The 20,238-nt window shown below is 56.3% G+C and carries 12 protein-coding genes; 5 read left to right on the forward strand and 7 right to left on the reverse strand.

Going from position 1 to position 20,238, the window contains the following annotated elements; genetic code table 11:
• Positions 1 to 5 precede the first annotated feature (5 nt).
• Positions 6 to 1,265 carry an outer membrane protein assembly factor BamB family protein gene (locus PSR62_RS22225; RefSeq protein WP_274408279.1) on the reverse strand — a complete coding sequence of 420 codons (1,260 nt, stop codon included), beginning with the start codon at positions 1,263 to 1,265 and terminating at the stop codon, positions 6 to 8.
• Positions 1,266 to 1,530: 265 nt separating this feature from the next.
• Between PSR62_RS22225 and PSR62_RS22230 the strand changes: the two genes are divergently transcribed.
• Positions 1,531 to 3,900 (forward strand): peroxidase family protein, encoded by a 2,370-nt coding sequence (locus PSR62_RS22230; RefSeq protein WP_274405163.1) that lies wholly within the window; start codon positions 1,531 to 1,533, stop codon positions 3,898 to 3,900.
• A gap of 236 nt (positions 3,901 to 4,136) precedes the next feature.
• Here the strand turns inward: PSR62_RS22230 and PSR62_RS22235 are convergent, their stop codons facing one another.
• On the reverse strand, positions 4,137 to 5,948 hold the full coding sequence (locus PSR62_RS22235; RefSeq protein WP_274405164.1) for a serine/threonine protein kinase: 1,812 nt from the start codon (positions 5,946 to 5,948) through the stop codon (positions 4,137 to 4,139).
• A gap of 426 nt (positions 5,949 to 6,374) precedes the next feature.
• Positions 6,375 to 6,920, reverse strand: a complete 546-nt coding sequence (locus tag PSR62_RS22240) for an EF-hand domain-containing protein (RefSeq protein WP_274405165.1) — start codon at positions 6,918 to 6,920, stop codon at positions 6,375 to 6,377.
• Positions 6,921 to 7,282: 362 nt separating this feature from the next.
• On the opposite strand from PSR62_RS22240, the gene PSR62_RS22245 reads away from it, so the two are divergent.
• Positions 7,283 to 7,924: a hypothetical protein gene (locus PSR62_RS22245; protein ID WP_274405166.1), complete on the forward strand. Its 642-nt coding sequence runs from the start codon at positions 7,283 to 7,285 to the stop codon at positions 7,922 to 7,924.
• Positions 7,925 to 7,961: 37 nt separating this feature from the next.
• Positions 7,962 to 8,525: an ECF-type sigma factor gene (locus tag PSR62_RS22250; protein ID WP_274405167.1), complete on the forward strand. Its 564-nt coding sequence runs from the start codon at positions 7,962 to 7,964 to the stop codon at positions 8,523 to 8,525.
• Between the two features lie 30 nt (positions 8,526 to 8,555).
• Here the strand turns inward: PSR62_RS22250 and PSR62_RS22255 are convergent, their stop codons facing one another.
• The gene (locus PSR62_RS22255) at positions 8,556 to 11,495 is read right to left on the reverse strand and encodes an SHD1 domain-containing protein (protein WP_274405168.1); all 2,940 of its coding nucleotides are present in this window, start codon (positions 11,493 to 11,495) and stop codon (positions 8,556 to 8,558) included.
• Between the two features lie 222 nt (positions 11,496 to 11,717).
• Here PSR62_RS22255 and PSR62_RS22260 point away from each other — a divergent pair, with 222 nt between their 5' ends.
• On the forward strand, positions 11,718 to 12,878 hold the full coding sequence (locus PSR62_RS22260) for a hypothetical protein (protein WP_274405169.1): 1,161 nt from the start codon (positions 11,718 to 11,720) through the stop codon (positions 12,876 to 12,878).
• Positions 12,879 to 13,157: 279 nt separating this feature from the next.
• Here the strand turns inward: PSR62_RS22260 and PSR62_RS22265 are convergent, their stop codons facing one another.
• Positions 13,158 to 14,489 (reverse strand): outer membrane protein assembly factor BamB family protein, encoded by a 1,332-nt coding sequence (locus PSR62_RS22265; protein ID WP_338020246.1) that lies wholly within the window; start codon positions 14,487 to 14,489, stop codon positions 13,158 to 13,160.
• Positions 14,490 to 14,649: 160 nt separating this feature from the next.
• Here PSR62_RS22265 and PSR62_RS22270 point away from each other — a divergent pair, with 160 nt between their 5' ends.
• Positions 14,650 to 16,800, forward strand: coding sequence for an alpha/beta hydrolase family protein (locus tag PSR62_RS22270; protein ID WP_274405171.1), 2,151 nt, complete (start codon positions 14,650 to 14,652; stop codon positions 16,798 to 16,800).
• A gap of 38 nt (positions 16,801 to 16,838) precedes the next feature.
• Here the strand turns inward: PSR62_RS22270 and PSR62_RS22275 are convergent, their stop codons facing one another.
• Positions 16,839 to 18,635: an arylsulfatase gene (locus PSR62_RS22275; protein ID WP_274405172.1), complete on the reverse strand. Its 1,797-nt coding sequence runs from the start codon at positions 18,633 to 18,635 to the stop codon at positions 16,839 to 16,841.
• A gap of 55 nt (positions 18,636 to 18,690) precedes the next feature.
• A complete protein-coding gene (locus PSR62_RS22280; RefSeq protein ID WP_274405173.1) occupies positions 18,691 to 20,130 on the reverse strand; it encodes a sulfatase-like hydrolase/transferase in 1,440 nt (479 codons plus the stop codon).
• Positions 20,131 to 20,238: the final 108 nt, after the last annotated feature.

Raw genomic sequence — 20,238 nt, forward strand, 5'->3', positions numbered from 1 at the left:
CTTGATCACTTGCCTTCCGCGATGCAGTACAGCGATTGGTCGCTACGCAGATAGAGCTTTTCGTCCGAGACCGCCGGAGACGCATTGAAATCGGTTTTGTCGGATTCAAAGATGTTCTGGGCGATGGGACGAAAGGACTCGCCTGGGCGATAGACCAGCGTGCCGCTATGACGGGTCACGACATAGATGTAGTCGCCGACGAGGACAGGCGAAGCGTAGACGGGGCGACCACTTTCCAAGTTGTTGACTCGTTCGCGGTAGATGACCTCGCCGTCGTCGGCAGAAGTGCAGTAGGCAATTCCGCGATCATCGATCCAGTACAACCTCTTCTCAATCAGCAACGGTGTGGCAACATACGAACTGGAACGGTTCGTCCAACGAACATGGGAATCGGTCACGTCGTCATCACCGCCAACTCGCACTGCGATGCTACCGGACGCGCGGTAGCCACCAAAGCTGTAGATGGTCCCGCCATCGACGATGATCGAAGGGGTGACGTTGCCGGTCATGGGAGATTCGGCAAACCATTTCAGTTTGCCAGTCGCAGGATTCAACGACCAAATTTCGCCGGGCACGCTGATGACCAACTCCGTGTCGCCGCCTTCGGTTGGCACGATCCGAGGTGTGCCGTAGGTCAATTCCAACATCCCGGCTTCTTGACGCCAAACTTCTTTGCCGGTGGTTTTCTCCAGCGCATAAATCGACTTGGATTCTTCCGCAGCGTTGACGATGACCAGGTTCTCGAACACGACCAAACTCGCGGCTGATCCCCAGCGGCGATTGCTCGATTCCTTGCCCACGTCCACGCTCCAAATCTTTTGCCCGTTGAGATCGAGGCAGTGCACGCCTCCTTTGCCCAGAAAGACAAAAACATTTTGCCCATCGGTCACCGGCGTGTTGCTCGCGTAGCCATGCTCCGTGATGTATCCCTGGTAACCGTCTTCGCGATAGTCGACAGGAAAATCAACCGCCCAAAGTTGTTCGCCACTGTTCTTGTCAAAGCTCAGCACTTGACGTTTCGCGGTGTCAACGCCGGCGACATAACAAGTCACGATGACTCGATCACCGACAACGATGGGACTGGAGGAACCACCGCCCGGCAAATCCACTTTCCAAGCCAAATGATTTGCGTCGTCCCAGGTTGTCGGAACCACCTCGGTCGAGCGAGCCGATCCGCCTGGGCCCAGGAATTCAGGCCAGTCATCCGCCGACGCATGAGGCACCGCGGGGAGCGAACACAAACAAACGAAAAGGAATCGAATCATCATGAAAGTGGGTCTGTGGAAGGACTGAACTGAACCACTGCGGAAAACTGGCAGCGACTTTCTCTGCAGAGGAATGCGATATCCACCAACCCATCGGGCCACCAAAAACGGAGCGACAAACTTCTTTTCGTGACTCAAGAAGCCTTCCAAGGCCCAGAGCGGGAATCCCCGCACCCCAACTGTGACATTCCGCGAAGAATAGCACACCTAGAGAGAAGGACGTGTCGCTCTTCTCTTCTTCTCTAAAAACCGCACAGGTGTCGCGATGACAAAGTTCTGGAATCGTTGGATCGGAGGCCCTCAATCGTCACGCAAAAACCGCAAGCGGCGTACTTCGCAGCGGCGTCGCTTGCGATCTGAGACGCTGGAGTCACGAAAATTGCTTGCGGCCAATCTGTTTCACAACGATGTCTTCCCCGAAGACGTCAATGAGGACGGGCAGGTCTCTGCGATTGATGCATTGGCGATCATCAATCAAATGAACAGTGACAGCGTGAGTGGCTTGAGTTCGCAGTTGCAGGGTGCCGACAGCGCAACGGGTGGAGGGCAGCGTGTCGACAACTCACGCCCATCGCGAGGCCGAATGACCGATGTCAATAACGATGGCCGAGACACGGCGCTCGATGCACTGATGGTGATCAATCGACTCAACCGCGATCGAAACTCCAATCACACCATGGACCGTCCAGAAGAAGTTCCCGAGACACCTGACGACACCGATTCGGTTTCGGACGAAGTTCGGTCGATCGATGGCACAGGCAACAACATCGAGAACCCCGAATTGGGATCGACCAACACGGAGTTGTTGCGAGTCACCGAGAATGATTACGCCGATGGCATTTCAGAACCCAGCGGAGAAGACCGGCCGAGTGCTCGTGAAATCAGCAACACCTTGGCTGCCGCCGATCCTGAAGGAACCACGAATGACCGCGATCTGACTGCCTTTGTCTACGCCTGGGGGCAGTTCATCGATCACGACATCGATCTGTCTTTGACACCCGAAACAGATGGTGAGTCATTCGATATCGAAGTGCCTGAAGGCGATGCCTACTTCGATCCGTTCAGCACCGGTGAAGCCACGATTGGCTTGACACGATCCAATTTCGCCGACGGAACGGGCACCTCGGTCGACAACCCAGCCGAACAGGTCAATTCCATCACGGCTTGGATCGATGGGTCGCAGGTTTACGGCAGCGACCAAGAAACCGCGGATTCCCTGCGTGAATTCGTCGGCGGTCGATTGCTGATCACCGACGACGGCTTGTTGCCGACCGACGAAAACGATGTCTTGATGGCGGGAGACATTCGCGCAGCTGAAAACATCATCCTCACCTCGATGCAGACCCTGTTCCTTCGCGAACACAATCGCTTGGCGGATGAAATTTCAGCGGTGAACGCGTCACTCAGTGACGAGGAAATTTACCAAGAGGCTCGTGCGACCGTGATCGCGGAAATTCAGTCGATCACGCTCAACGAATACCTACCGGCCCTGTTGGGCGAAGACGCGATCTCGGAATACACCGGGTATGACTCGACCGTGGATCCCTCGATCGCCAATGAGTTCTCCACCGCGGCATTCCGATTCGGTCACACGACCTTGAACGATGAGTTCCGGTTCGTGGACAACGATGGCAATGAAATGGCTGATGCGGTGGCCCTTGCCGATGCGTTCTTCCAGCCTGAGCTATTGGAGGACACCGGGATTGATCCGTTGCTGAAATACGCTGCCTCCTCGCTGTCCCAAGAGGTGGACTTGGAAGTGGTCGATAGCCTGCGAAATTTCCTGTTCGGTCCTCCCGGTGCCGGTGGGTTCGATCTGGTCTCGCTGAATATCCAACGAGGCCGGGACCACGGACTGGCGGATTTCAACTCCACGCGGGAAGCCTACGGTTTGGAAGCGGTGGAATCGTTTGACGAAATCACCAGCGACGCTGACGTGGCCGCCAACTTGGAAGCCTTGTATGGCGACGTGAACAACATCGATCTGTGGGTTGGCTTGCTGGCCGAAGATCACACCGACGATGGTTCACTGGGGGAAACCGCAACGGCCATCATCTCGGACCAATTCGAGCGACTTCGCGATGGCGACCGGTTCTGGTACGAGAACACGATGACGGATCGCGAAGTACGCGAAATCGAGAACACTTCCTTGGGCGACGTCATTGCGAGAAACACGAACGTCAATTCTTTGCAGGAAAACGTGTTCTTCTTCTCGCCGACAATCACCGGAACGGTGGTGGCCGAGCAAACGCCGACCGTGATGGACAACAACGATCGGGGGCGTTCTGATCGCCTGAACCCGTCCAGCATTGTTCCTGACGGGGATGTGGAACTGCTGGCAAGAGATCAGTCCCACAATCCGACGGGGCAGAAAGACAATCGCGGCAGCCATCGAGCGGAACCGATGGTTGGCGTGGCAGTTGATTTACTGGATCGCGATGGCAACGTGGTGGACACTGCAATCACGGATGAACAAGGCAAGTATCGCTTCACCGATTTTGCTCATTCCGGTTCGTACTCGGTGCGAATGAGTTCGTCCGACGACTACGTTGTCCTCGGAAGCGATACGCTGGACGTCCAGATCAGCAATGGCGAAGAATCCCTTCGCGAAATGAACTTTGCCGTTCTGGTTTAGCAGAGACTGAAGTCTGGTGGAGTCCGCGCAACCCCTTCACCATTTTCGCGGACGAGTCGCCAACCGCAATCGTCTCGACCTCGTCTCAATCGAGTAGCGTCCGCGCCAAACGGTAGCGCTATTCGATGAGGTTCAATGAAGCTTGGCGAACTTGATCGTTTTGGAAAGGCAACGAAGACGGCTTGCCGGAGACTTTCCGGCTGGCCTCTTCGTGCAGCACCAGGGCTTCCACCAGATCAAACCAAGGCGATGGGCTCCGCTGGATCTCCCACCATCAACCCTCGAAGCAACAACCAATCCGGTTCCTCCGGCTCTTTCATCAGCTGGACTTGGTATTGCTCTGCCAACCGCTGGTATTCTCCCAGGTGGCCTGTGAAGCGAAACAGCGCCGGAACGCCCCACCACTGAGGCTGTGTGGTGCGAGCACCATTTGCGAGCGCGATCGCGTAGTCCTTGGCGGCTTCCGGCCAAAGATGCAAGCGAGCGTACAGCTGAGCTCGCTGAACCCGAGGCAAGTAGTAGCTGGGCTGAATTTCCACAGCGGCATCGTAGTCGCGGGCGGCCTCGCTCCATTGACCCGCATTGAGATGGGCATGGCCACTGGCAACAAGCTCATTGGCCTGGGTTAAGTAAGTGGCAAACAACTCGACCTCCTGCTTGGCAGTGATCGCCTCCGCTTTGGCGACCATCGCGCCGCGCAACGCTTCGTCCTTCGCATTTCGTTCTTGAATTGCCTGGGACATTTGCCAAAGACTCGCTGCTGTGCCCAAAACCATCGTGCAGCCCACCAAGGTCACGATGCCAATCACCACTCGATTCCGACGAGCAAATTTCTGGAATTGATAGAACTTGCTCGGTGGTCTCGCGGTGACCGGTTCGCCCTGCAGGTAGTGCCGGATATCTTGGGCCAACGAGGCAGCGGAATCGTACCGACGAGTGCGATCCTTTTCCAACGCCTTCATCACGATCCAGTCCAAGTCGCCACGCAGGTCCGAACTGAAGCTTCGTGATTGAGAGGGCCCCATCCCGCCGGACTGAATCCCCAGACTCCGGATGCGTTCCGCGGTCAAAGTGGACAGCCGAGTGCTGGGCCGCGGCGGCTCTTCTTCGCGGATGATTCGCCGCATCTCGTCCAACCCCGCGGAATCCAGACGACCACGATCGAATGGCGTGGCCCCCACAAGCAACTCGTACAGCAGCACACCAAGCGAATAGATGTCGCTGCGAGTGTCCACGTCGAGGCTGCTCATCTTGGCTTGTTCGGGGCTCATGTAAAGCGGCGTCCCAATCATCGAGAAAAATCGCGTGTACACCGTTTTATCGGTCAGCTTTTGTCCCAGTGCCTTGGCGACTCCGAAGTCAATCACTTTCGCGACCGCTTTTCCGTCGTGCAACGTCACCATCACATTGGACGGTTTGATGTCGCGATGGATGACGCCTTTTTGATGGGCGTGATGAACGGCCGAGCACACATCGATCATCAGGTTCAACCGATCTCGCACGTCCAATTGCTTTTCATCACAGAACTCCGTGATGGGAAGCCCCCGCACCAATTCCATGACGAAGTAGGGTCGATGATCGGTGGTCACGCCCGCTTCAAACACTTGTGTGATATTGGGGTGGTTCATCAACGCAACGGCCTGGCGTTCGGCTTCGAAGCGTGCGATGACTTCTTTGGAACCGACGCCCGGTTTGACAATTTTCAAGGCAACACGGCGACGGACCGGTTGCTCTTGCTCGGCGACAAACACCAAACCAAACCCGCCTTCGCCAATTTGTTCCCTTAGCTTGTACGGGCCAATTTGCATCCCGATGTGATCGACGGACTCATCCACCAGTTCCCTTGCCAGGAATGGTCGGCTGCGGTCGGCTCCGATGGGATGATCCAACAACGCCGCGGGTTGCTCATGGGCGGCGAGCAATCCTTCCACCGACTGCCGAAGGTTTGCATCGTCACCGCAGGCAGAGTCCAAGTACGCCAAACGGTCGTCAAGGTTTTCTTCCTCGATCGCCTGCAAAAATATCGCTCGTTCAGTCGGGTTGGTCATGGAACGATCGTAGCCTCCTGGTGTGTTCTCGGCTTCTAAGCAGGTACGCAGGTGTCATCGGGTATGTGAGCCGTTGGCGTTAGCCACGGTTTTCACGCGCAGGCCAGGCGAACGCCCAAACGGCGCACATGGTTGTGCCCGATCATTCCAGCCGACCTGCTTAGCCTGGGACGATTTTGTACTTCCCTGGCAGAATGCCTGTCCATTCTCACCCTTGAAATCTCCGCACTGAGATGAATCAGTCACGGGCGGGGCGGAGGCAGGATCTGTCCCAGTTGCTCTGGCGTGAGGATCGACGAAAGCTCTTTATCGAAGTCATCCGGGCAAAGACGGAGGAAGCCAATCACGAAGAATTGAAATGGCCTCAAAGTGTCCGATCCTGTCGCTCATGGTCAAGTCTCGAGCAGCAGAGTTGGCCACGACACATCATTGAGGACGTTCGGGTCGTTGGTTGGGACGAGCTTCACCGCCGGCTTCCATTGGATTGGGTCCTTGAGGTGGCCGAACATTTCGCAACTGAGTTTCCTGTTCGTCCGTCAGAATCGCGGCCAAGCGTCGGGTGACTTCGGCCTGCAACGCGGCAAGTTGTCGAGACTGACGTTCAGTCAGGTTCAGCGACTGTGCCACGGGTTCCGGCAAGACTTGTCCGGGCTCGGTGGGAGGCCCGTGTTGACCACCGTGTTCCCCCTGCGGTGGTTGCCCTGGATTTCCAGGTCCTGCGTTGCCGTTCATGGGGTTGCCGTTCATGGGTGGCGGACCACCGCGTCCGAACTGGTTGCCGCGACTCTGGCTTTGCATCGCAATCAGCAGTTCCGATTTGGTGACGCTGCCGTCCTGGTTCGCGTCCGCCGTTGTGAACAACTGCAAGATCATTTCGGTGGGAGGGCCACCGCGTCCGGGTGGTTGGGCCACGAGCAGATTGGGAAGACAGAATGTCCCGGCGACGGCGATGCACTGGAGTGTTCGAATCACGTTTCAACCTCAGAAGAGAAAAGAGACGACCAATCGCGAGCGTGCTTGGAAGAAAATCCAACAACCCATTGCCCAGAGACCAGTCAGGTTGGAAGGGGACAAACCCACTTGAAACGCACGTTCCCTGAGACAGGAGCGATCAAAAAAGAGTCTGCCGAGAACCCAATGCGCCGCCAACCGCCATGGGGTGACACGCTTTCTGAACTTTATCTGAGGAAAGGTGCGATTCCAAAAACCATCGGGAATTCGTTGGTGCTTTTCAAAAATAGGGGCAAGAGTTGGAGTGTCCTACACCGACATCGGTGATGCGTCCATCTGTTGCGACGCCCATTTGAAGCCTCTCGTTTGAAAGACACCATGCCATGAATCTTTCTGGTCTCAGCTCCGCTGTCAGCAGCCAAACATCATCGACTCAATCGAATCGCCAAGGCCCTCCTCCGCCGAATGAAGAGCAGCTGTCCAGCGCGCTCGAAACGGTCGGTGTGGACGACACGACCGCCACGAAGGTGCTGGCTCAAATCGACGACGCGATTGCCAAGTTGAAATCAGAGTCGTCCGTTGGGAACACCCCTCAAGCATTCCGCTCCGCTGTGGAAGAAGTCTTGGACGCCAACGGGATCGATTCCGCAGAAGTCGAACAAGCCCTGAGAGCCAATGGCCCATCCGGTACAAGTGAAGCCGCTGGAGCGAGCGGCCCTGCCCGTGGCGGACGCCCCCATGGGCCGCCGCCCCCACCACCCGAAGACGAAACCACCACCAGTTCTCTCGAATCGGCATTGCTTTCTGCAGGTGTCGATGAGTCATCAACCGATGAATTGGTGAGCCAGATCATTGACTCGTTGGAGGAACTCGTGGTGGAATCCGATGGCAACGCTTCCACGGACCAAATCCGCGCGGCGTTGACCAGCGTGCTGGAAGAAAATGGTGTCGACGCCGACGCATTCGCACAGGCAATCGCAGGCGACATCAATGAAGCCGGTCTCGTCATTGATCAATACGCCTGAGCGACGAAGGCATGTCGGTTCAGCTACAATGGCCCCGATGAATCCAGATATCACGCGAATCCTGACGGCCATCGACGAAGGCGATCCCAACGCGACAGGGGATCTGTTGCCATTGGTCTATGACGAATTGCGGCGATTGGCATCCAGCCGAATGAATCATGAAAAGCCCGGGCACACCCTGCAGCCAACGGCACTGGTTCACGAAGCCTTCTTGCGACTTGTCGGCGGCAACGATCCGCAGCGATGGGACGGCCGAGGGCACTTCTTTGCCGCCGCAGCAGAAGCGATGCGGCGGATTCTGATTGAAAATGCGCGCAGCAAAGGCCGCACCAAGCGAGGTGGAAATCTGGTTCGTCGTGAACTGGACAACGATGTCGCTTCCGTCGACACGCAAGACATCGATGAACTGTTGACCTTGGACGATGCCTTGCACAAATTGTCCAGCGAAGACCCGGCGCTGGCGAAATTGGTCGAACTTCGCTACTTCACTGGGCTGACCATCGACGAGACCGCTGAGATCCTCGGTGTCTCCGCCCGAACCACCAAACGCAATTGGGCCTATGCACGAGCGTGGTTGCAACGTGAGATGAACCAGGGCTGAGAACCGGTCACGCCCATCGCGGTGACGGACTCACTCTTCCCGCAGGAAGACTTCCAAATCGCTGCCGATGGAACCCACCGCCGCAACGCCAGTGCCATCCTTTGAAACGGCCAGCGATTGCACATAACCTCGGCCGACCGGAAACCGGTGCAAGCGAGCATTGCGTTGAAAGTCCCAAACATCGATCTTGGCGCTTCCACCAGTGATCAAGCAACGGCTGTCCGAAGTGAAACGCATCGACCAAAGAATCTCATTGCCGATCAACGGCATGAGTTCACGGAAGGTCTTCAAGTCCCAAACGCGCACGTTGTAACTATCACCAACCGCCAACCACGCCCCGTCCGCCGAAAACGCAGCCGATTGTCCAGAACTCCAAGAGCGGTTCAAAGGCCGTTCGCTGATCGTCTGCCCCGTGCTCACATCCGTGGTGATCAACCGGTGCCCGTCCGTTGCCAGCAATGTTTTTTCATCGTCTGAGATGTGAACCGCTTTCAGGGCACCTTGGAACCCGCCGATCATCGCGACCTCGCGACCGGTTTCCACCTCCCAACAACGAGCGACCTTGCCGGCCCCCCCCGAAATTGCCCAGCGACCCGATCGTGACACCTCGATGCATTTGACTTCTTTGGTGTGCCCCGCGAACTGGCCCACTGGTCGCATCAACCCCTCAGGCGAGACGGTGAAGACTGAGATGTGGCCTGTTTGACCTCCCGCAATCAATCGCGATCCATCCGGTGTGAAGATGCAAGCCGTCACCGCTTGCAGAATTTCCAGTTTGGTTTGTTCCGCAACGATGTTTTGGTGTTGGATGTCAAACAGCGTGATCGCTCGGTCGGGACGCCCTCCCGCCAGCAACCGAGTGTTGGGGGAAAAGGCCAGTGACTTGATTCCCCAACGCAGATCCGTGAACCTCGCTTTTGCGACCAGATTCGTCGGCAACTCATGCGACGGATTTGCTGATCCTGGCGTGCGAGCATTGGACGCTGCCGGACGGTACCTCTCCGAGGAAGACATGTCACGCGAGGCACTGTTGTTTGCACGAAGCGATGATTGGGGTGGGACATTTGACAGGTGCGGTGAGGGCGAGAGGGTCGTCTCGGAACGATCAGCCTCGTGAGCTTCGATCAAACGCAGATCCACGCAAGCATCCGAGAACAGTTCTTTGAAGACGTCGCGTTTGATGGTGCCGCCGCTGATCTGCAAGGAACTGAAGACCCGAGCCACGCGAGACGCATCCTTCAATCGGTTCAAAAATTCATCGGCTTGCAGCCCGAACTCACATGCGACTTGTTGCAGGTCAATGTCTTGGATGAACCGAGCCGCCATGGCAGAGACGGATTCGCCGCTGCGGCTGATCGTTGTGATCCCCAGTTCATCCAGCGCATCGGCAAATCGCTTGGCATCCCGGTCGATGATCTGGTCCAGTTCGTTCGCTTGACGATACAGCGCGAGAATATCATCCGCATCGTCGAAGGCGGATCGATTGGCTTGGACCGCCGGGCCGACTTCATCTCGTTTGGGGATCATTCCGGCATAGTGACAAGACATGCAAGACACGCCGTTGGTCACCGTTCGATCGGGCTGCTTGGGATCGCTGACGATTTGCGTGGGGCCCTGATCGATGCGTTGTCCTTTTTCATCGGTCAACAGATAGCCTTGCAAACCGTTGGGCAACGTGAAAATGATTTCGCCGCCGTCATGTCGAAAAGAATTGCGTCCCTGGTTGGGACCGAGTGGGTACTCAAACAAATTTTGAAACCCCGTGTTGCTGGCAAAGTCATAGCTTTTCCAGTACGAACCGTAGGGTGACTTGTGCCACTCGATCAAACGGTTGTTCTGCGAGACACCTGATCGATTGAACGCCGCTCGGATGGCCATTTCCTGATTGATATTGGCTTGCACGTTGACGCGCAGCATGTGCTCCAGATCAGCATCGGTCGACGGCAAATTCAGCACGCTGTGATACAGCGGCGGCTTGGACGCGGCAAAGACAAACCAATCGACTCGCACGAATGGCATCTTGGTTTGTGTTCGCTCGAAACACGACAGAGCATGCGGAGTGGAAAGACGAAGGAAGTACGGGTTCGCATCTTCGATCGACCGCCAAATCGCTTGGGTCCAGTGAACCTTTCGAATGTCGAGGCGAAAGACAGTGCGGGCAGGGTCAATCGCTTCGGGAATGATCAAGTCCGCGTTCCACGACAGGCTGTTCAGCAATTTGGCAAACGCGTTGCGATAGGCCTGCAGTTCATCTTCGCTGACACCTGCATTGTACAAATGCGTCAGAGTGAAGTAACGCATGAACCGTTGCGAGCGTTCGGCTTGTCGCTGAAGATCTTCATCGATCCATTCAATGATCTGCTCATTGGTCACAAAGGGACGCGATGGTTCGTCGTCAAATGTCGGGGCCCCCGCAGCAATCCACTGTTCGATCACCTGGATGTCACGAGGGCTCAATCGTGGTTCTTCGTCGACCGGAGGCATCACGCTGTCATCCTCCGCGTGGATGCGATCCAACAGCAACGAATCAGTCCCAGGTTCCGCAATTGTTTTCGAGAGTTTCGCCAGGTTCACGACAAAGTTGAAGCCACCCTCGCTGGTTCCATCTTCGCCGTGACAACGATGGCAGGCATCCCGCAACAGCACCTCGGTCCGCTCCGCCAATTCTTTTGGTGAAGCGTCTGCCATCTCTGTCGATTTCAAAGTCGGTTCCACCGCCTTCATCTCGCTCGGCTTCGCATTCGGCTTGGTTTCGAGTTCATTCAAATAGGCTTGATCTTTTTCGCTCAACTTGGCGAGCGGAATGCTGATGATCTTTCCGTCTGGACGTTCCAGGACCACGTTGGTCCCGTGCACGAGCACCAACTTGGCTTCGATGCGATAATCCCCCGATGAGTCTGTCCACTCACGAGCTTGCAGCGTGGACGGTGCCAGGAACGCGAACACGAGCAAGAACAACAAGATTCGCATGGTATCCGGACAATTGAAAGAAGAGACAGACAGAAACCAGGGGCAGTTTGCAAGCAACATCCCCCGCCTCACAACGCCCCGTCGGCAAGCGTCACGACCGAGTATATCGCAGTGAACGCAGTCAAGCCATTTCTCCATATGGTGCCATCCACCTTGATTTGACTTTGCTGATGTGATGCATACGATGCTTTTGTCTTGCCAATCCCACTGGAGAGCAGAGCGATGCCGCGGCCTCAGCGAAGCGAACAGTTTGATCCCAGCGAAGTGGGGATCGTGCACGTGGTCCAGCGATGTGTGCGACGCGCCTTTCTTGCAGGTGTCGACCAGGCGACCGGCAAGGATTTCTCGTTCCGCAGGGAATGGATTCGCCGGCGGATGGAAGCTCTGGCTTCGGTGTTCGCGGTCGATGTGCTTTCGTACGCGGTGTTGAGCAATCACATGCATCAGATTCTCCGCAACCGGCCGGATGTCTGTGCTCAATGGAGCGACGAGGAAGTTGCGATTCGCTGGCTGCGTGTGTTCCCCGGTCGACGCCTCGAAGAACACTTGGCCGAGCCGACTGAAAACGATGTGCAAATGCTGGTTCGCAACAAGGAGCGGCTGACTGAAGTCCGTCGCCGCTTGTCAGACATCTCTTGGTACATGAGAGCCCTGGCCGAACCCATTGCCCGACTGGCGAACAAACAGGACGAATGCACCGGCCGATTTTGGGAAGGTCGCTTCAAAGCACAGAAAATCGTCGACGAGGCAGGCTTGCTCGCCTGCAGCATGTACGTCGATCTGAACCCGGTCCGCGCAGCGCTGACGGCGACTCCCGAGACCAGCCCGCACACCAGTGCCTACGACCGGATCGAAGCTCGCAAGGGCGAACGAATCCCTTCGGCCGCCTTTGATCTGAAACCGATTCCGACGGAAGAAGCCGGACGAGAAATTCGAGAAACGCCGGTCGAAGTTCTTCAGGAAAAACGCAGGGCGAAGCGACGCAATCCAACCGGGAAACGGATCCGGCGAGACGAATGGTTGAGCCCTCTGACGTTGAGCGAAACCAAACTGTCCACCGAACCGCAAGTCCACACGAAAGGGCTCCGCAGCAGCGATCGCGGATTCTTGAACATCCGCTGGAGCGATTACAAACGGTTGCTGGACTGGACCGCGGCGCAACCGATTGCCTGCCGAGCGACTGAACTGCCCAAGCGTCTCGCCCAAACGCTCTCGGAAGTCGGAATTGACGCTTCGATGTGGCGAGACTTGGTGTGGGACTGGCAGAAGTACTTTGGAAGAACCAGCTGCATCGGCCGCCCTGAATCGCTGAAAGCCGATGCAGAACGAACCGGCCGCCATCACCACCGCGGCCAGGTCCAAGCCGCAGCCTGCTTCGCCTGAGCAGCAAGCCCGAAACAGTCGCCATCCTTCGCGGTGGTGCATGGGCCGACGGAACAGTTGGGGACAACTGTTCTACTCTGCTGCGCTCAATCGATCTCACTCACGCGGCTGGCGTCTCCGAGCAGTCGATCAAGCTCGCAAAATAACACCGAGATAGAGGAAGTCGCCCTCAATCCGCCAGAGAACAAGCCCAAAGTCTCGCATCGCCAAAACCGGGAAGGTGGATGGCACCATACAGGGAAAGCATTGCGATGAGGGGTGCTGTCTCAACGAATCTGTTCAAGGTGACTGGATTTTGATCAAGTACTTTTTTCCTCGCACAAAGATCGCGCCGTTGGAAACGGCTGGACATGCGGAGGTTGCCATCTCTGGAACGTCGTTGGTGGCGATGATCTCGGGTTCTCGCTGAGCCTTCACGACGGTCCCGAGCCCGCTTTGGTTGAAGAAGTACAGTCGATCGCCAGCAAGAATCGGTGACGCCAAGTAGTCGCCCGCGATACGTTTCTTCCAAAGTTCTTCACCGGTGTTCACATCAATGCATGACAGCACACCGTTGTCGGTGACTTGAAAGATCAATCCATCGTGCTCAATCGGCATCGCAAAGCGCGGGTTGCCGCGTTCACGAACCCATTCGACGTGCGAGTCGGTGACGTCTCCCCTTGTGGACTCATCCAAACGGACCGCGACAAGCTGCGCACCGCGGGAACCAGTGTTGATAATCGCGAGTTTCTTCTCCGGCACCCACAGCGGTCGGATGCCCGCGTTGTAGCTTTTGTGTCGCAGCGTCCAAAGTTCTTTGCCGGTTTCGAGATCGTAGCTTTGCATCGCTCGAGCACCGACGGACAGAACCTGCGTTTGATCGCCAACTTGGACGATCGCCGGCGTGCAATAGGCTTTTCGCAGGTCACCGTCACGCAGTGGTTTTCCGTCGTCACCAAGATCTTCGTAGTCGGTGCTGCGGTCGGTTCGCCAAATCGTTTCTCCCGTTTCGGCATCGAGTGCCGTCGTGTATTGCTGATCAACGCCGTCGAACGTCAGCACCAATCTATTGTCATGCAAGACGGGTGAGGAACCAGGTCCTCGAAAATGCTGACACGGCAGATCACGTCGCTGCCAGATCACCTCAGCAGTCTCCGCATCCAGCTTCGCGGTTCCATAGCTGCCGAAGTGAACATAAACAGCCCCCGGTCCTAACACACAACTCGGTGCAGCGTAGTTGTTGAACCCGACGGCGCCGCCAAGCTCCTCCACCTCCTCATTTTCAAACAGCAATTGGTCGTGGAGAATCTCGCCGGTTTGCTCATCGATCGCGATGACGAATTGCTTTTTTCCATCAGAAGTCGCCGTGGTCAGCCAGATCTTTCCGTCACGGATCACCGGCGACGAGTGACCTTCATCGTGCAAAGGAGCCTTCCAGGCAACGTTCTCGGTGTCCGTCCAGTGAATCGGCAGTCGCTCGGCATCGGCGTCAGCAACCACTCCGTTCAGATTCGGCCCGTGACGATCAGGCCACTGCGAAAATCCATTCGGTGCAGCAACGGTCAACGACGCGAAACAGATGGCGACGCAAAGAGAGTTCAAAATCAATCGAGTCATAACGATCGCTTGCACAAAACACGGTGGGCGTTGGGGTGGGAGCATCAGGGACAGCATTGTAATTGACGTGCGACATGGATTGGTCGTCAAGCGGCAGCGATTCGTTTCGAACGTGTTCGGTTGTGACAAAATTTGTTCCGAAAGCGATTTAGCATGCCAACTGCGAGCCACCTCGATGATAAACACTCTCCTTTTTTTGCTGACGTTCAATGTTGTCGGTCCACCCGTCGTGGAAGACTTGAACGTTCTGGACGGCGGGAACCCCAACGCTCCAAGCTGGATCGATTGGAACGACCCGGGTTTGATGCTGGCCCATCATCTCAATGGCTTGACGCGTGAATGTTTGGCAGCACGTGAAGACGAAGTCAGCGCACTGAAAACGGCGGAGGATTGGAAGGCTCGCCAAACCAAAGTACGGCAGACGCTCGATCAAATCCTCGGACCCTGGCCGGATCGCACACCGCTGAATCCGCAAGTCACCGGCACATTGCAAAAGGACGGCTATCGAGTTGAAAAGATCGTCTTTGAGTCGATGCCCCATTTCTACGTGACGGGAGCACTCTTCATTCCGGATGGGCTCGAAGAGCCGCGTCCCGCCATTTTGAAAGTCATCGGACACTCTGCGCAAGCTTTCCGGCGAGACCTGTATCAAAACGTGATCTTGAATTTAGTTCACAAGGGCTTTGTGGTCTTTACCATCGACCCGTTGGGACAAGGCGAACGGTTGCAATCCTTTGATCCCCAAACAGGAAAGTCGACCGTCGGTTCCTCCACCAAGGAACATTCCCACGCCGGCGTGCAGTGTTTTTTGACGGGGCGATCGATTGCTCGTTACTTCACGTGGGATGGCATCCGCGCGATCGACTACCTGCTGACTCGGCCCGAAGTCGATCCCAACCGCATCGGTGTCACGGGACTGTCGGGAGGAGGCACGCAAAGCAGCTACATCGGCGCGGTGGATCAACGAGTTCACGCCGTCGCACCGACTGGATATATCACCAGCATCAGTCGTTTGCTCGGATCGATTGGACCGCAAGATGCCGAGCAAGTTTTCTATCACGGGCCGTTGCTGGGAATCGATCACGCCGACTTGCTCGAGGTCCGAGCACCGAAGCCGACATTGCAAGTCACCACGACGCGAGATTTCTTCAGTATCCAGGGGGCTCGCGAAACGGCCGCTGAAGTGCGTCACGCCTTTCGGATCCTTGGTCATCCCGAGCGATTTGATCAAGTGGAAGATGACTTTGGACACGGCTTCACGAAACAGAACAACGAATCAACGTACGAATTCTTTCAAACGTTTTTAGAACTGCCGGGCAATCCGGAGGAACAGACCTACCCGTTTTTGACCGAAGCGGAATTGACGGTCACTCAAACCGGTCAGGTTTCCACGGCATTGGAAAGTGAAAACGTTTTCAGCATCAACCGTAGGGAGGCACAACCGATGCTGGAGAGACTGATTGAGAGCAGGCGTGATTTTTTCCAGCATCTTCCGCAGGCGTTGAGCGAAGCGGCAAGGTTGTCCGGCTATCGCAAACCCGATGCAACCGTGGCTCCGGTCTTTCGCGGCCAGTACCAACGGGAAGGTTACCGAGTTCAAAAGTGGGGTGTGCCGGGTGAAGGCGAAACCATCATTCCAACGTTGGTGTTTGCTCCCGATGAACCCGGAGCTTGGCCGGCCATCATTTACGTGCGCGGCGACGGCAAGACAACGGATGCCGCTGCAGGTGGAAAGATCGAGGAACTGGTGCGTCGCGGGTACGTTGTCGCGGCACCGGACCTGCTCGGATACGGCGAAACTGCCTACAAGTTCCGGCAAGGTCACGCATCAGTGCAACCTTTCTTCAATGCGTTGATGTCAGGCCGAAGCGTGGCGGGAATCAACGCCGGAGATGTCGTTCGAGTCATGGAGTTCCTGCAGGACCGAGACGACGTGAAACCAGACCAGATCGGAGCCATCGCGATCGGTGATGTGGGGCCAGCGTTGTTGCACGCGGCTGCTTTCGAGCAGCAGATTCAGTGGCTGGTGCTCGTGGATTCTCTGCTGGACTACCAGAGCATCGTTGATCATGAACTGTATGACGTGAACGCCAACTCGCTGGTCGCCGGAGCTTTGACCTCCTACGACTTGCCCGATTTGTTGGCGAGCATCACACCTCGACGCGTCGCGGTTGCGCAACCGAGAACTCATCTGCGAACGGCGGCGACCAACGATGAGATCACATCGTCATTGGGCTTTGTCCAGCAACACGCGAAAGATCGGTTGCGTGTCGAAACGGAGGCAGCCGATTTGTTGAAGTTGGTCGAGTGGTGTGTCGCTCGCTGATGTTCAGATGAGCGAATCACAACAATCCCCTCGGGCTCTCAATCCTGCGTCGTCAGGAAGACTTGGTGAACACCGGCACTGACGGAGTCGGACAAGGTCACCGAGAGAGTATGAGGTCCGGCCGGTAACGATGCTTCCATGAAATGACCACGCCGTTCGCCCGGTGCAACTTCGAAGGTGTGCGTTTCATCGTTCAGGTGAAGCGTCGCGGTTCCGCCACGATGATCTTTGTCGGTCAGGATCAGCTCGATCTCGTATCGTTTTTCCTCTGGAGCATCCAACAACCAAAAGCCAGTGGAGTTCTTCGCCCAAGGACGACCGCTGGAGTGTCGCCAATCTTGCCGTGTCAAAACCGTTTGCGGTTCATGCTCGGTACCGATGACGATCCGGGGCGGCGCGTAGTTGTCGGGACGAGTCGAGGAAACATCGTCGAACCACTGCGAGTACGCCTCTTTGAGCCGCTGAATGATCTCGGGGTGCTGATCAGCGAGATCGTTTTGTTGTTTGGGATCCTCTTCCAAGTTGTACAGTTCCAGTTTGGGCTCGCCTTCAAAACGCTCTTTGCCAAAGCCGCTGGGGTGGACCAACTTCCACGGATGTTCGTGCATCGCGAAGTGATGAAATTTCTGCGGCACGTTGCCTCGGTGAGTCTGAAAGGCGATCAATCTTGTTTCCCACTGCGAATCATCCATTTCGCCGGTGAGCAATGGCAGGAAACTCTTGCCATCGAGTGCGGGCGTTTCTGGAGCGGCGACTCCGCAAGCATCGAGCAACGTCGGCATCAAATCGATGTGAGCCAGCATGACGTCCGTGGTGTCGTTCGCATCCACTTTCGCGGGCCAATGAAACAGCAACGGAGAACGAATGCCACCGTCATCCACCTGCGTTTTGTTGCCTCGCATGTTGCCGACATAACGCCGCGAATTGGGACCGTTGTCATTGAGATACAGCACAATCGTGTTTTCGCGAATCTTGAGTTCGTCGAGTGACGCGAAAAGTTTGCCGACGTTTTGGTCGATGTTGGTGATCATGGCGGAGATCCTTGCCAGTTTGTCAAACTCGGCGTCGCGTCTCTTGGCGGGGAGATCGCTCACCAGAATCGGCGAGAAGTCGACTTGTTTGTATTCCTCGTAGAGTTCGTTTGGCACATCATCGAACGGTCCGTGCGGGGCATTGGTGGCGATGTAGCTGAAGAACGGTTTTCCCGATTCGGTTTGCTTGCGAGCAAAATCAATTGCCGCGTCGAAGAAGATGTCGGTGCAGTAACCTTCCATGGCCACTTCGTCACCATTGTGAAAAAGGGTCGGGTCGGTGTATTTGCCCTCCGCTCCAATCGGATCGGATGGCTGCCCGATACCGCCGCCACGGTGAATCAAACTCTCGTCGAAGCCTTGGTCCATTGGCCGCATGGGGTAGTTGTCGCCCAGGTGCCACTTGCCAAAGATGCCGGTTTGGTAGCCCGCTTCGCTGAGCCGTTCTGCCAGCGTGACTTCGTCCGGATCCATCATCGCTCGACCAACGTACGTGTCGATGCAACGCGTTCGGTAGTTGTACCGCCCGGTCATCAGGCTGGCTCGAGTCGGGGCGCACACGTTGCTGACATAGAACCGGCTCAAGTAGCCGCTCTGGGTTCGCATCTTGTCCAGCGAAGGCGTCTGAATGATCGGATTGCCCATGAACCCGTAGTCGCCGACGCCTTGGTCATCGCTCATGATCACGATCACGTTGGGACGATCGGCCTCGTTGGACTCAGTCGCACAAGCAGAACCCGAAGACAGAACGGAGCAAGCCAACAAGAGAAGACTTGCGGAAGCAAAGCGGAAGAAGGTTTTCATGCGGGAACCTGGTGGGAATCAAAGGTGGGAAGCGTTGTTCAGAAGAGCGTCCAGTTCAGCGACTGCGGCCATCGTCGACGATTTGCTTCATGCGTTTCTGCAACCGCTGAACGATGTCAGGATGGTCTTGGTAAAGGTTGTTCGTTTCGGAGGGATCGCTTTTTAAGTTGTAAAGCTGACCGGTCGGGCCACCGGGTTTGGGCGGGATTCGTGATGGTTTTGAAAAACCACCCGAGCCGAGGCCGGTGATCAATTTCCAATCGCCTGCTCGGATCGTCATCGTTGATTTGCTTCCGGCTCGCATCACGAATTCGGTTCTCTTGGTACCTTCTTCGAATGGATGCTGAAGCAACGCCGGCAGAAAACTGTGGCTGTCCGGCCCAGCGTCTTGGGGAAGCTCTGTCTCCCAAATGTCGGCGAAAGTGGCCATCAAATCGGTGAAGCAAACCAGATGATCCGTGCTGCTGGATGCGCTGGCGTGGCCTGGCCAGCGAACGATGAACGGCATCCGGTGGCCAGCCTCCCAGGCGTCGGCTTTCATGCCGCGAAAACCACCGGCTGAGTCATGCTGGAATCGCTCTGTGTCATTTTCGTACCAGACCGGTCCATTGTCCGAAGTGAAGATGACGATCGTGTCACGTTCCATGTTATGCAGTTGGAGAGCATCCAGCACGCGTCCGACTTCATGATCGACCATCATCACAAAATCGCCGTAAGAGTCGACTTTGCTTTTGCCCGTGAACTCAGGACTTGGTAGCCAAGGCGTGTGGGGTGCGGGATAAGCCAGATACAGCATCATTGGAGATGCGTCCTCAGCGTTTGGATGAGCTTGGATGCTGCTGATCGCCACGTCCGTGAAGTGTGGCAAAACATCGGCGAGTTCCAAATCGGGAGCGATGCCGCCGGCTCTCCAAAAGGCACCTTGAATCGGCGACCAACCCTCGCTGGCGTTGGCCTCGATGCGATCCGTAGGCGGATGCACTGCGTTGCGATCGTTGATGTAGAAGTAGGGCGGAATGTCGGTGGAGGCTCGGATGCCAAAGAAGTGGTCGAAGCCACGATCCACGGGACCACCCACCAACGGACGGTCATAGGATTCGTTGGCACGTTCTTCAAACCCCAAGTGCCACTTGCCAACCATGGTGGTTCGGTAACCCTGTGATTTCGCCAGCGAAGCCAGCGTGGCTTGATCGGGATCGATCAGAGGTTCACGTGGCCAAACGCTGACATCGGTTCGGAATGGATAACGTCCCGTCATCAACCCATACCGCGACATGTGACACAGAGGTCCCGGTGCATGGGCGTTGGTGAATCGCATCCCATCGCGAGCGAGTGAATCGATGTTCGGTGTTTCGATCTTGGAGTCGGGGTTGAAACACCCCGGGTCTCCGTACCCCATGTCGTCGACCAAGATCACAACAATATGAGGACGTTCGGCAGCAAAGAGCGCCGACGAAACGAATGCAAACAAAAGTGCGAGGAGAGAGCGATGCACGGGATTGGTAGGTGGGAGGGAGGGAAGGTTTGCAAGCTAAATGAGCCGTTTGGGCGTTAGCCCCGGTTCCAAACCGCAATCGCGGGTGACGCCGAGCAATCGATTAAC

Source organism: Rhodopirellula sp. P2 (genome assembly GCF_028768465.1).
In the GTDB taxonomy this organism is placed as follows: domain Bacteria; phylum Planctomycetota; class Planctomycetia; order Pirellulales; family Pirellulaceae; genus Rhodopirellula.

Coding starts and splice junctions, on each gene's coding strand:
- PSR62_RS22225 (WP_274408279.1), bottom strand. CDS start 1,265: ATGATTCGATTCCTTTTCGTTTGTTTGTGTTCGCTCCCCGCGGTGCCT.
- PSR62_RS22230 (WP_274405163.1), top strand. CDS start 1,531: ATGACAAAGTTCTGGAATCGTTGGATCGGAGGCCCTCAATCGTCACGC.
- PSR62_RS22235 (WP_274405164.1), bottom strand. CDS start 5,948: ATGACCAACCCGACTGAACGAGCGATATTTTTGCAGGCGATCGAGGAA.
- PSR62_RS22245 (WP_274405166.1), top strand. CDS start 7,283: ATGAATCTTTCTGGTCTCAGCTCCGCTGTCAGCAGCCAAACATCATCG.
- PSR62_RS22250 (WP_274405167.1), top strand. CDS start 7,962: ATGAATCCAGATATCACGCGAATCCTGACGGCCATCGACGAAGGCGAT.
- PSR62_RS22255 (WP_274405168.1), bottom strand. CDS start 11,495: ATGCGAATCTTGTTGTTCTTGCTCGTGTTCGCGTTCCTGGCACCGTCC.
- PSR62_RS22260 (WP_274405169.1), top strand. CDS start 11,718: ATGCCGCGGCCTCAGCGAAGCGAACAGTTTGATCCCAGCGAAGTGGGG.
- PSR62_RS22270 (WP_274405171.1), top strand. CDS start 14,650: ATGATAAACACTCTCCTTTTTTTGCTGACGTTCAATGTTGTCGGTCCA.
- PSR62_RS22275 (WP_274405172.1), bottom strand. CDS start 18,635: ATGAAAACCTTCTTCCGCTTTGCTTCCGCAAGTCTTCTCTTGTTGGCT.